Here is a 13,743-nt window from a genome sequence, read left to right as displayed (position 1 = left end):
TGCGCTACAGTCGAAATGACGGTCCTGCCCTAAGTACATCATCCATTTTCCGTCTCACCTCTTCCATCCCCCTAAAGCCCTGTATTATTTCTGAACAACTTAATCGCTATAGCCAGTAAAATTACGCCAAAGGCTTTACGTAAGATGTTTAAGCCTGATTTTCCGAAAAGTTTTTCCAGTCTGTTGGTGTTCTTCAGCACGAAATAAACAAACAACATGTTGAGTATAATGCCCACTAAAATATTCTGGGTATGGTATTCTGTTTTTAACGAAAGTAAGGTAGTCATTGTTCCGGCTCCGGCAATTAAAGGGAAAGCCAATGGAACGATAGATACCGTTTCGGGTGCTTCTTCTTTAAAAATGGTTAATCCCAATACCATTTCCATGGCGATAAAAAAGATTACGAATGAGCCTGCAATAGCGAAAGATTCTACATCTAATCCGATTACTTTTAATAGCGATTCGCCAACGAACAAAAAAAGGATCATTAAACCTGCTGCCACCAGCGATGCTTTTTCCGATTCGATATGTCCTGCTTTTCTACGTAATTCGATTACAACCGGAATGGCGCCTAAAATATCGATAATGGCAAAGAGCACCATCGTTGTTGATATGATCTCGCTTAAGTTGAACGTCATAAAATCGAATTTCATAGCTGGACAATTTTAAGCAAAGGTAGCGGAATTTGTATCAATTCCTCAATTGTGCGATTATTTATTAGAAATAGAACTGTGTTCTTAAAGTAAGTACATTGTCCTTTCTGTCAGCCGTATAATCTTTTATCTGAGTCGATTCATTTTTAATAATATCGTAATAAATTACCGCCTTAAAGTGTGGATTAAAGTGATGTAAAAAGCCAAAACCAAAAGTATCAAAGCGAACGTCTGCAGCAGAGAGTCCTCTGTCACTTGAAATGTCAAGTCCTTTCACCTTTGCATTCGGATCATACCAATCATACTTTAAAATAAGCTGGTTGTCCGTACTGTTTAAGGTTTGTACAAAGGTAAGGTATGCACCATTAAAAGTTCTGGTGTAATAAGGCAAGGCTACCGATTTATTATCAACAGGATAGGAGCCTGGTGTGGTTGAGGTTGTTGAAGTGCCTGTTTGTAGTCCTGATACCACTTCGGCCCTTAATTCTGATTTCCAGCTTTTGGTTTTTGTAGCCAGCTGAATATCGGCACCATAATATCTCCTTGGCGCTACCTTATTAATTGTTGAAGCGGATGAATCCTTAACCATTTGCCATTGATCACTACTTCTGTCCATTTTATAGCTAAGGGGTAAACGGTGGTTTAAACCACCTTGTAAGGTGCTGATACCGCCTGCAATGGTGAATTTATTAAATGCATAAGTCTTATGGCTTAACCGGAAGATAAAATCTTTGCTGTTATCAAATTCTCCTGCCCCGGCCAAACCCTGCCCATTGTAAATGCCTGCATCGAATACAAAGTTTTTAAGTGTAGCATCTTTCCAACGTGGATTTAGGGTAAAAGTAACCCCAAGATCGCGTTCTGTTTTCATTAAAATTTGCGACATCCGTCCACGCTCCGGTGCTTCCCTGACAGAAGAAGATAGCTGTAGTTCATTTCCAAACGGACGGCCCGAAAGACCCAGCGTTACTGCCAGTATCTTCCATTTGTTTTCGTAATAACGTCCCCAAAAATCGCGGATGGCCACACCTTGTTCTGTGCCGTCAAACTGAAGTACAAAATAGGTAGAAGGGCTCCCATCTTCTGTAAGCATCATGTAATCGGCTCTTAATCGACCTCTTCTCAATCTGAACCGGTTATTGGTAAATTCACCAAAATTCCCTCCCTGGTATTCTGCCTGTGTGCCGTTTGATTGCGCAACCTGAAATTGTGGCTGTAAATATCCACTAAACGATAATGAGCCATATTTCTTTGAAATAATAAGCAAATGGTTTACCGTTGTAGAATCCATTACATCGTTAATTGTTCTTTGTGCATAGCCTAATGTGGATATGAATAGTAAAACAACAGTTAAAGAGAAATAAACGCTCTTAATTTTAGCAGAATTGCGGTACATCTTATCAATTTTCTGCAAAGGTAGTTTTATTAACAATTATTTAACATAAAAAAAAGCCCCGACTTTAAATCGGGGCTTTAATTTTTTTGAAAAATATAGCTTATTTAGCGTCTTTCAAATGTGAATTCTTTTTACTGTATCCAAAGTAAATGATAAAGCCTAAAGCTAACCAGCCAAATAATCTTAACCAGTTTGTCCAGCCTAAACCAAGAATCATTAAGCCACAGGCAACCACACCAAGAATTGGAATTAATGGTACCCAAGGTGTTTTAAACTGACGTGGAAGATCTGGATCAGTTTTTCTTAAGATAATTACCGCTATACAAACCAACATAAAGGCAAATAAAGTACCGATACTGGTCATATCGCCTACCACATCACCAGGAATGAATGCTGCAAATAGACCTACAATTACTAAAATTACTAAGTTGGCTTTGTAAGGTGTTTTGAATTTTGGGTGTAAATCGCTGAACATTTTTGGCAATAAACCATCTTTACTCATGGAATAAAATACACGGCTCTGGCCCAATAACATCACCAGGATTACAGAAGAGAAACCTGCTAAGATAGCTACCGTAACCAATTTGGCTAACCAGCTATAACCTGTCATATATTCACTGATTGCAGCTACAACTGATGCCTCACCACCTTTGGTTCTGAAGAACTCAACCGGAGCAATACCTGTTAAAACGTGAGCAAATAAGATGTATAAAACAGTACATACTGCTAATGAACCTAAGATACCGATTGGCATAGCAGTTTTAGGATTTTTAGTCTCTTGTGCTGCGGTACTCACGGCATCAAAGCCAATAAACGCGAAAAATACTGTTCCTGCAGCACCAATAACGCCCCAGAAACCACCAAAATTATGACTGATACCTGCATGATCTACGTAAGTTGTCGCTTTTGGAATATACGGATGGTGATTAGCTTCATGGATAAAGCCCCAACCTAAAATAATGATTAAAATAACGATACCTACTTTTGCGATTACGATAATTCCGTTTACAAATGCAGATTCTGAAGTTCCTTTAATTAAAAGCAAGCTTAATAAAGCTACAATAAATAAAGCCGGAAGATTGATGATTCCGTTTACTGTGCCATCAGGATGCGATTGGAAAGGTGAGTGGCACCATTCGTAGGGTATGGGAGAAATGTGTAACACCTCTACCAAAAGTTTATTTAAGTATTCGCTCCATGCGATACCTACTGTTGCAGCTCCAACAGCATATTCGAGTACTAAATCCCAGCCAATTACCCAGGCCATAAGCTCGCCCATGGTGGCATAAGTGTAAGTGTAAGCACTACCTGAAATCGGAATAGATGATGATAATTCTGCGTAGCACAAACCAGCTAATGCACAACCAATTGCAGCAATAATAAAGCCGATAGTAACAGATGGTCCGGCGTTTTGTGCAGCAGCAGCAGCTGTTCTAACAAATAAACCAGCACCAATAATTGCGCCCACACCTAGTGCCACTAATGCACCAGCGCTAAGTGTACGCTTTAAGCCTTTGGCTGAATCTCCTGCTTCTTCTAGCAGCAAATGCATTGGCTTCTTAGTAAATAAACCCATATTTTAGTTTTTGTTTAGATTATTTCAGCTCCAAACCTAAATAAAAATTACGAAAATGTAAAAGGGATTTAAGTTAAAAATCCCTTTTATGCTTTTTCTATCCAGGTTTTTACAACTAATGCGCTAAAGTATCGGTTGTATTGATTAAAGTATCGGTTTTTGTGTTGCCCAAACCATCGGTTTTTTGCTCAATTCTGATTTCTTTACGAACTTCTGTACGGTGTTCGCCTGCAATTGCCTTAACTGCGATGTAAGGAGCAATAACTAGTGAAACGATAGACATTAATTTGATCAAAATGTTCATTGAAGGGCCTGAAGTATCTTTAAAAGGATCACCAACAGTATCTCCGGTTACAGAAGCTTTATGTGGTTCTGATTTTTTATAGTGCATCTCGCCATTAATCATTACACCTTGTTCGAAAGATTTTTTAGCATTATCCCATGCACCACCGGCATTGCTCTGGAAAATTCCCATCAATACACCAGTTACGGTAACACCGGCCAATAAACCGCCTAAAACTTCTGGTCCAAAGGTAAAGCCCACAATTACGGGGGTGATTAAAGCAATCGCGCCAGGCATCATCATTTCACGGATAGAGGCTTTGGTAGAAATGGCCACGCACTTTTCATATTCAGGTTTAGCTTTATATTCCATAATACCGGGGATTTCCCTAAACTGGCGACGCACTTCCTGCACCATATCCATCGCGGCTTTACCAACCGCCTGAATACATAAAGCAGAGAAAATAAAAGGGATCATTCCGCCAACAAATAAACCAGCCAGAACAGGTGCTTTATAGATATCAATTGCAGAAATGCCTGCAATGCCAACAAAGGCAGCAAATAAAGCCAGAGAGGTTAAAGCAGCTGATGCAATGGCAAAACCTTTACCTGTTGCGGCGGTAGTGTTACCCACGGCGTCTAAATTATCGGTACGTTCACGCACTTCTGGAGGTAACTGGCTCATTTCGGCAATGCCTCCGGCATTATCCGCAATCGGTCCGAAAGCATCTATTGCCAGCTGCATGGCTGTGGTTGCCATCATTCCGGCTGCGGCAATAGCAACACCATACAAACCGGCGAAATGATAGGAAGCCATAATTCCACCTGCCAATACGAGAATAGGGATTACGGTAGATTTCATCCCAACTGCTAAACCTGCAATAATATTGGTAGCATGCCCGGTTGACGATTGTTGAATAATCGAATTTACAGGTCCTTTGCCCATTGCGGTGAAATATTCGGTTACGATACTCATAATCGTACCCACTACCAAACCCACCATAATGGCATAAAATACATTGATGCTCGAGAATTCATATCCACGAAGTTTAAGCGTTTCAGGCAGCATCCATTTCACAATAAAGAACGAAGCTACGGCTGTAATCACAATGGACGACCAGTTACCCAGGTTCAACGCATTCTGAACATTTGATTTATCATCTTTAATGGTGACGAACCAGGTTCCGATAATCGAAAATATAATGCCCATTCCACAGATTACCATAGGTAGAAGGATAGGAGACATTCCTCCAAAATTATCTTTTACATCAATCTCCTGCCCTAAAACCATCGTAGCCAGAATAGTGGCTACGTACGAGCCGAATAAATCGGCACCCATACCCGCAACATCACCCACGTTATCACCGACGTTATCGGCAATGGTAGCAGGGTTGCGCACATCATCTTCAGGAATCCCCGCCTCCACTTTTCCCACTAAATCTGCACCAACATCAGCAGCTTTGGTATAGATACCACCGCCAACACGGGCAAATAAGGCTATAGATTCGGCACCCAAAGAGAAACCGGTTAAAACTTCTATTGCAGTTTTCATTTCAGTACTGTTAACCGAAACAACGTTGAAATGCTTAAGGAATATAATAAACAAGCCACCTAAACCTAAAACGGCCAGTCCGGCAACACCCAAACCCATTACCGTACCTCCGGTAAAAGATACTTTTAAGGCTTGTTTTAAACTCGTTCTGGCGGCCTGCGTGGTTCGTACATTGGCTTTAGTGGCCGATTTCATACCGATATAACCTGCAGTTGCAGAAAATACTGCTCCAATTAGGAAAGAAATGGAGATAATCCAGCTCGAATGCATCGGAATACCATTTATTTCAGTAATGGTTCCTGAATAGGCCAGGAGTGCAGCGGTAAAAACAGCGAAAATGCTCAATACCCTCCATTCGGCTTTTAAAAAGGCCATAGCGCCATCAGCTATGTAGCCAGCAAGTTCCTGCATGTTTTGATCACCTGCATCCTGCTTGTTTACCCAGGCGCTTTTAATCATCATAACTATAATCCCAACAAGGCCCAGCGCCGGGATACAGTAAATTAAATTGTTTTGTAAAAATTCCATAGTTAATAATTGGTTTTTATGTTTGGTTAGTTGTTTATTTAGTTCAATGGTTCATTAGTCATTAGTTCAATGGTCATTGCTGATTGGTTATTGATACCTGGTCATTTTGTAACCGGGTTAACTGGTTAATTGTTTAAATCGGTTAATTGTCTTCAAACGCCTCGCGCTAAACGCTCTGCTCCAAACTCTTCGCTAGCAACACTCTAGCAAGATAACAAAATATTTTTGTGGTTAAAATTTTACAGCACCTGTGAATAAAATTTTGTCATCATAAAATAATATCCTACAATTTCTTTTTTTTAAATAAATTAGCGACAAACTAAACCAGACTAAAAAATGAAAATTGAAAAAGAAGGTGAGCCTTCTAAAAGAAAATTAAGCCTTTTTGATGCCACCATGTTGGTAATGGGTTCAATGATAGGAAGCGGTATCTTTATTGTTAGTGCCGATATCATGAGGAATTTAGGCTCTGGTTATTGGCTAATTGTAGTGTGGATCATCACGGGCGTAATGACCGTTGCAGCTGCAATTTCTTATGGAGAACTTTCTTCCATGTTTCCAAAGGCGGGTGGGCAATACACCTATCTGAAAGAAATTTTTGGTAAAATGATGGGGTTTCTTTATGGCTGGGGCTTGTTTACTGTAATTCAAACCGGAACTATAGCGGCTGTTGCTGTTGCTTTTGGTAAATTTACGGCTTACCTCATCCCTGCATTAAACGATGCTGCTCCAATTTTCCAAAGCGGTGGTTATAAAATTACCTGGATTCAGATTTTGGCTATCGGAGTAATTCTGCTTTTAACTTATATCAATACAAAAGGTGTTGAGGGAGGCAAAATTTTGCAGAATATTTTTACAGGCTCTAAAATTGTCGCTTTAATTGGCTTGATTATTTTGGGCTTTCTTTTGGTGAAAAACAGTTTTTGGACAGGAAACATGAGCTTTGGCTGGAGCGCTTTCAATAATCTTAAAACAGATCCTAGCAGCAATTTCCTGAAATCGGGATGGGAATCTATCTCCGGAATGACTATAATGGGCGGAATTGCAGCTGCAATGGTAGGCTCTGTATTTTCGAGCGTTGCCTGGGAAAACGTAACTTTTGTTTCAGGTGAAATCGAAAACCCTAAAAGGAATGTTGTGCGTTCTATGGTTTTAGGTACCTCAGCGGTAATGATCCTTTATTTATTGGTTAATTTTATTTATCTCAATACCCTAAACCGGGAAAGTATTGCTTTTGCCTTAAATGATCGGGTTGCTGTTGCAGCCTCAGAGCAAATTTTTGGTAGTGGGGCTGGCACAATCATCATTGCTTTGCTGGTAATGATTTCTACTTTCGGTTGTGTTAATGGAATTGTATTGGCAGGGGCAAGGGTGTTTCAAACCATGGCAAAGGACGGAATGTTTTTTAAAGCAGCGCTTAAAAACAATAAAAACGGCGTTCCTGAAAGATCACTTTGGATGCAAGGCATTTGGGCATCTGCCTTATGTTTGAGTGGGCAATATGGTAATCTTTTAGATATGATCTCCTTTGTTATTGTGCTCTTTTATATGATTACTGTTTTCGGTGTGATTTATTTAAGAATAAAACAACCTGGTTTAGAAAGACCTTACAAAACCTGGTTATATCCGGTTACGCCAATTATTTATTTATTAATCGGTGCAGCATTTTGCATTTTGCTTTTAATTTATAAACAACAATATACCTGGCCAGGGCTAATAATTGTTTTGCTGGGGGTGCCTGTATACTTTTTGATTAATAAAAAAGAGCAAGAAGAGTAGTTGTCTCATCAATATAGAATTGTCATCCTGAGGGGTAATTTATTGTATAAAAATCAATATGAATGACAGTGGATTTTAATGAATTAATATATTGCGTGGAATCGTCATTCCCAACTTGATTGGGAATCGTAATGCAATACGCTTTAAGATTCCCGCCTGCGCGGGAATGACGATTTTTCTATTGGAGTCTGTCAATGGTAGCTTGTCGAAGGACCTGTTTTAAATGTTTTACAAGGCGTTTCGATACTTCGTCGCTCAGTACAGGCTGGGCTCAACATAACAATTCGATTGAATAAAATTTATGATACAGCCTCTTTACATTAAAGGATAATGGCTGTCAACCGGCTTATAGGTTTCAAAATTGATATCTTACCGCTCAAGATCCAGATTCATTTTTACACTTTGAAAATCAGGGTTCTGTTTCAATTGGTTCCAAAAGTCCCGTTATCCGCTTTACTCACCCGATAGAAAAAATCGGCTTCGTGTTCGCTGCTACCGGGTTTAGCTAACTTAAAGCTGTGCATTAAACTCAATTTCAAACCCGACACAGCGGATACCGGCCATGCGCCTAAAGCCTGCAGGCGTATGAGCATGTGGCGGGACTGACATAAAAAAGAGCCAGAGGCTTTGCTTTTCTAAAAAGATGAATGAACTAAATTTTCAAAGGCTTAGAAAAAATCGAAGCATGTTCGCGGCTATGGGATTTAGTTAACACCTGCCGCCTAAATTTTGTATGTATTTTTATACTTATTTCTTACCTAATTGTATGCCTGTAACTTCATGGCAGATAATTTTTCCACATTTATTAAAAACCTAAAATGTTAGTTCCAGCATGGTTTTAAGCTGATTTTAGTGCGATTTTCGTCCTTTTATTTAAGAGTTATTGGTTGTTAATCAACGGTATAGTGCATTTGTTGGCCTGATATTTGGTTTAGGAAAAGCGGTAGCTGCAGCAACCTTAACCAAATTTTTAACCTTTTAAATTTTAAACTTATGGCTTTCAAAGCTAGATTAAACTTTTCAGGCAAGGAGTACGATGTGCTTCACTGTGCCTATGCGTTAAACCGTGATGTAGATGCTAAAGGAAGACCTTCTTCCGGAGTTTACGGCGGTACCATCGACATTGAGATCGAATCAACCGAAGACACCTCAATAATTGAGGCGATGGTAAACAACCAGTACAAACCTATTACAGGAACCCTTCTGATCAAAAAATCCGAGGAAGATGCCAAAATGAAAGAAGTTAACTTCGAAGACGGTTACATTGTTAAATATTCCGAAGGAATCAACATTGTTGGCGATCACCCGATGACACTTAAGTTCCAGATTTCTGCCCGCAAGCTTAAATTAGGAAGCGCCGAGCACGTTAACGATTGGCCAAAAGCTTAGTCTAAGGTTGAGGGTAGAAAGGTTGAAGGTGTAGGGTTTAAAACGCCAACTTTCACACGCCAAGCCCAATGCTTAGTTAGGTAGAAGGTGTAAGGTTTAGGGTTTAAGGCATTTAAACGCCAACCGCCATGCGCCAAGCCCCCTGAACCGCAACCGCAATTCATTCATTTTTCAAAAACATTAAAACTTTACAACAATGGCATTCAAAACCCGTTTAAACTTAGGATCAAAAGAATTTGATGTACTACAGTGCAACTTTTCATTAAATAGAGATGTTGACGCAAAAGGCCGTCCATCATCAGGTGTTTATGGTGGTACCATCCACATCGAAATCGAATCAACTGAAGATACTTCAGTAATCGAATCAATGGTTAACAACCAATACAAGCCACTTTCCGGAACACTGGTTTTTAAAAAAGGCGAAGAGGATTCAAAAATGAAAGAATTGTCTTTCGAAGATGGTTACATCATCCAGTATAACGAAGGTATTGCGGTAAACGACAATACCCCGATGACTTTAAGTTTCGTAGTATCTGCCCGTAAATTAAAACTGGGCAATGCAGAACACGAAAACGATTGGCCAAAAGCATAGTATTTGTATAGGTTGGGCAATAGCTAACAAGCTAATGCCCAGCCTGATTTTATACTACGCTCACAAGAAGAAGGGAAATAAAACCAAAACACCTTCTTAACCATTAGAAATTTTTAAATAACCTCTTCATGCAAAACAGACTTTCTGGAACAGGTAAAGTTGAATCGGCATATAGCAGAAAATATGCCTGTATCATACTATTAACATTTTTATGTATTGCTTTTGCGGCATGTAAGCAAAATAAAAGCAAAAATCTTTCATCTACCGTTGCTACTAAAGATTCATCGTCAATAGTAGATAAAAATCTGCCGTTGGCAGAAGAAAAATATCAGGATCCACCAAAATCATTAATACAGAATCTTAAACAGCAAGCCTTGCACATCGTTTTGGTAAATGTAACCACCGTCGATTCTGTTTACAATTCGGAAAAGATTTTTAGCGCTAAAATATTGAAATCTTTTAAAGGCAGGCTAAAAGCCGGAGATAGCCTAAAATATATGGCCATGAACGATATGAAATACGTTAAACACCCAAACGATACCTTGATAGTTTTTCTTGACAAATCTAAATCACCTGTTTCATCAGGAGATAAAGATGTGTTTCTCTACGCATTGGAAAATGCATCATTCATTGGCAACAAATACCTTGATTCACTTTTGACCAGAAAATAATATGCCACTTTCTTTGCCAGCTTTTAACGATTTAAGAACCAATTACCCTACAACAAGTAGCGACCTGGTTAAAGCAACTATTGGTGGTGCTGTTAATGCAGCCTACATTACCAATACCTGTGTGGTTAGAATGAGCAGGGCATTTAATTATTTGGGTGTTGATAATAATATTTTTACCCTAAATACCCCAAGCTGGAAATATACCACAAAACAAGCATTTCAGGCCCAGGAAAAAGTAAAGGTACATGTAATTCCTAAACGGTATGCGTTTACCAAGAAATTCGAAACTATTGCAGGCGCCGATCAAAAACGCTATTGCTTCCGTGTGTCCGAATTTTTCGATTATCTGAACCATAAATACAATAAAAGTAACCACTCACTTATTTTAAAATCAGGCAAATTTTTTGCGCAGTCAGAGATACGCGATTTTACAGATAAGATTAGCAACAAAACCGGCATTATATGTTTTAAAACCAAATTTAGTGATGCAACAGGCCACTTTACCTTATGGGATGGTTATAAATGTTTGTATCAGGATTATTTTCTGGACCCCCGGACCTCAGAAATATACCTTTGGGAATGTTAATGCAATATTAAAATAACTACTATGGAAAATAAATTAATCTCCGAAATCAATATAGAAGACAAAGCCATTCTTCATTTTGCCTCCTTTTCCCTACAGCAAGCTTTTAATGATCACCATTATTTCGAGCTGCGGTTTAATCACGATCAAATGGGTGCACCCGGATTGGTCAGTTTAGACGACAGTCGAGATTTTGTAGGTAAAACCTTAACCGCTTCTTTTGGCTACACGCCAGAAAAAATGCAGCACTTTGCCGGCCTGGTTACCCGGGTTGAATTGGCACAAAGCCACGGCTATCACGGTGTTTTAATTGTAAGTGGCTATAGTCCGACTGTATTGATAGACCGTGGACCCGATTTAGGATCCTATTTGGATAAAGATTTAGATACCATAGTAAAACTGGCTACCAAAGATACCCCGGCAAATGACCTGACTATAGTAGCCAATGCCTCAAGAAAATCGCCCATCGATTATCTGATCCAGTACCGCGAAAGCGATTTCGATTTTCTCAACCGTTTATCTGGCGAGTACCACGAATGGTTTTTTTACGATGGTAAACAACTCAACTTTGGTAAACCCGATGAGCAAAAAGAAGTGGCCTTATTTTATGGCCGCGATGTGCAAAACTTGCAATACGCCATGGAAGTTTCGCCGATAAAATATAAACGTTTTGCTTATAACCCTAAACAGGATGAAATGCTGCAGAGCGAGAGTACAGGGAAAGCAGACGGAAATCCAGATTTGGCGCATGCCATTAACGCCTCCAATTCGATGTACAGCAAAACCTTTAACCAGCCTTCATTAATCAGGGTTGACAATAGTAGCGACATTAAAAGCCATGTAGAAAACGAAGAAAAGGCCCACATCAGCGAATTGCTTAAAGTTAATGCCAGTGGTGACAATGCCGAACTTGGCATTGGTACCCTTGCCGAAATTATGATGAGCCTGCGTAAAGAACTTAGCTTCTCTACAGAAAGTCTGGGTAAATTCCTGATCACCAAAATCAAACATGATATAGATGGAACCGGCAAATACCACAATACCTTTGAAGGTGTAGTGGCTACTACCGAGCGGTTAAGGGTAAGGAACTACGAAAAACCAAATCCGGATATGCAATTGGCCGATGTGCTGGATAACGACGACCCACAAGGGCAAGGTAGAATTAAAGTAAAGTTTAAATGGGAATGCCAAACCAACGATGCGACCGAGTGGTTAAGGGTGGTAAGTCCGAATGCAGGTAGCGGCGATACAGGTAAAAACCGCGGTTTCCATGTCATCCCTGAAAAGGGCGATCAGGTGGTCGTTGCTTTTGAAGAGGGCAACGTGGCCAGGCCTGTAGTAATGGGCAGCGTATACCATGGCAAAAGTGGCGATAGCAGTGGATTCAAGAATAGCAACATTAAGGGCATGACTTCAAGAAAGGGAAGTGCACTTACCTTTGATGATTTAGGGCATCATCTTGAGCTAGGAACTAACAAGAACAATTTCGTGAGGATTGAAAATGGTCCAGGATTTATTACTGAGCAGGCTGACAACAAAATAACATTAAGTACAGGCGGCAAGGATGGAAGTAGCATTACGCTGAATAGTAATGGGACTATTGATATTGTTGGTAAGGTGATTAATATTCAGGGTACTGATGCCATCAATGCCAATGCATGTGAAATGCCAGGCACAGCGGTTAATATTGGTACATTATCTGAAACTGAAACAGCAACAGTGAAAATTGAGGCTGATACAGTTAGTGTTAAGGGGAAGACTAAAATAGATACAAATGGTGGTGGCGGTGCAGTAATTAGTGAGGGTGGTGAAGTTAAAATAAATTAAAAAATTATGTTTAAATGGCTATTAGGTTCAACTGGAAATGAAATTGAATATTTAGTGGATGCAAATAAGAGCTATCCTTTTAAGGCAGAAACTTTTAATAATATGAAAGTAAATGCAATGAGCATTAATGAATGTGAGAATGAATTTTTATTCGAAGTTAAGGTCATAGCAAAAGAAGAATTGACCTATATTTTTGAATGGGAATTTACTTATAAGAGACTATTTAAAGGGATGGATTATTTAGGAGAAAATGTTAAAATTTTAGAGAAGCTAGCTGGTATAAAAGACCATCTAATCCTGAAGGTAGATAATAAAGGTAAAATAATAGATGTATTAAATCGCGATGAATTAAAAGCTAAGTGGCTCGATTTAAAGCGTAAAATATTAAATGACCCAGAGATTTTACCCATTGCAGATAGTTATAGAACTCAATTTTTCGAAGAGGGAGATAAAGAGTTCTCTTCCAACTTCCCGATAGAAGAATCTCTAAATAAAGATCAGTTGTACTCGACATTTTTTTTTCAAAATACAACAAAACAAACTTCCTCAAATGAAGATTCTATAACAAGAATTGAACAATATTCAAATGTTCTAATTGAAAAAGACAAAGCTCTTCAAATACCGCTAATCCAAAGTAGTTTTTGGAGTCCTTATGAAAAAGACCCAAGCTTAATAAAGTATATTTTAACAAGAAGTGTTGATAATTCAAGACTTAATAAGGGGAAAATAAGAGATGTTATTTTAAGTTGGGGTTCTGGTCAAAAAAATTTAACGACTTATATTAATGATTATTCTTCCGAATATTTAATAGACGAATCTAGTCAGATTCTTTGTGAAGCACAGAGTCGTGTTTTTGAGAAGGTTAATGATAATGTAGAAATAAATCAAAGTTGTACTATTACAAAAATTAATTAG

Annotated in this window: 11 protein-coding genes; 7 read left to right on the top strand and 4 right to left on the bottom strand. The window is 39.0% G+C overall.

The window, feature by feature from the left end; translation table 11 throughout:
• Positions 1 to 71: 71 nt before the first annotated feature.
• The 4 genes from KYH19_RS14255 to KYH19_RS14240 all read right to left on the bottom strand — a co-directional run bounded on the left by KYH19_RS14255 (position 72) and on the right by KYH19_RS14240 (position 5,987).
• Positions 72 to 638 carry a MarC family protein gene (locus KYH19_RS14255; protein WP_132402614.1) on the bottom strand — a complete coding sequence of 189 codons (567 nt, stop codon included), beginning with the start codon at positions 636 to 638 and terminating at the stop codon, positions 72 to 74.
• Positions 639 to 717: 79 nt separating this feature from the next.
• Positions 718 to 2,067, bottom strand: a complete 1,350-nt coding sequence (locus KYH19_RS14250) for a porin (protein ID WP_255562427.1) — start codon at positions 2,065 to 2,067, stop codon at positions 718 to 720.
• An 82-nt stretch (positions 2,068 to 2,149) separates the two neighbouring features.
• Positions 2,150 to 3,625 (bottom strand): amino acid permease, encoded by a 1,476-nt coding sequence (locus KYH19_RS14245; protein WP_219075604.1) that lies wholly within the window; start codon positions 3,623 to 3,625, stop codon positions 2,150 to 2,152.
• A 115-nt stretch (positions 3,626 to 3,740) separates the two neighbouring features.
• Positions 3,741 to 5,987: a sodium-translocating pyrophosphatase gene (locus tag KYH19_RS14240; RefSeq protein ID WP_219075603.1), complete on the bottom strand. Its 2,247-nt coding sequence runs from the start codon at positions 5,985 to 5,987 to the stop codon at positions 3,741 to 3,743.
• A gap of 336 nt (positions 5,988 to 6,323) precedes the next feature.
• Between KYH19_RS14240 and KYH19_RS14235 the strand changes: the two genes are divergently transcribed.
• The 7 genes from KYH19_RS14235 (at position 6,324) to KYH19_RS14205 (ending at position 13,743) form a co-directional block, all read left to right on the top strand.
• Positions 6,324 to 7,766 (top strand): APC family permease, encoded by a 1,443-nt coding sequence (locus KYH19_RS14235; RefSeq protein WP_219075602.1) that lies wholly within the window; start codon positions 6,324 to 6,326, stop codon positions 7,764 to 7,766.
• A 993-nt stretch (positions 7,767 to 8,759) separates the two neighbouring features.
• A complete protein-coding gene (gene tssD / locus KYH19_RS14230; RefSeq protein WP_025141870.1) occupies positions 8,760 to 9,155 on the top strand; it encodes a type VI secretion system tube protein TssD in 396 nt (131 codons plus the stop codon).
• Positions 9,156 to 9,351: 196 nt separating this feature from the next.
• Entirely contained in the window at positions 9,352 to 9,747 is a 396-nt protein-coding gene (tssD, locus tag KYH19_RS14225; protein WP_132402436.1) for a type VI secretion system tube protein TssD, read from the top strand.
• A 128-nt stretch (positions 9,748 to 9,875) separates the two neighbouring features.
• Positions 9,876 to 10,418 (top strand): hypothetical protein, encoded by a 543-nt coding sequence (locus tag KYH19_RS14220; protein WP_132402433.1) that lies wholly within the window; start codon positions 9,876 to 9,878, stop codon positions 10,416 to 10,418.
• Between the two features lies 1 nt (position 10,419).
• Entirely contained in the window at positions 10,420 to 11,004 is a 585-nt protein-coding gene (locus KYH19_RS14215) for a T6SS effector amidase Tae4 family protein (protein ID WP_193424768.1), read from the top strand.
• Between the two features lie 21 nt (positions 11,005 to 11,025).
• Positions 11,026 to 12,828, top strand: coding sequence for a type VI secretion system Vgr family protein (locus KYH19_RS14210; RefSeq protein WP_219075601.1), 1,803 nt, complete (start codon positions 11,026 to 11,028; stop codon positions 12,826 to 12,828).
• A gap of 6 nt (positions 12,829 to 12,834) precedes the next feature.
• The gene (locus tag KYH19_RS14205) at positions 12,835 to 13,743 is read left to right on the top strand and encodes a hypothetical protein (protein ID WP_219075600.1); all 909 of its coding nucleotides are present in this window, start codon (positions 12,835 to 12,837) and stop codon (positions 13,741 to 13,743) included.

Source organism: Pedobacter sp. D749, from assembly GCF_019317285.1.
Taxonomy (GTDB): Bacteria; Bacteroidota; Bacteroidia; order Sphingobacteriales; family Sphingobacteriaceae; genus Pedobacter.
The sequence above is the reverse complement of the archived record's forward strand: the minus strand, read 5'-3'. Positions and strand labels throughout refer to the sequence as shown.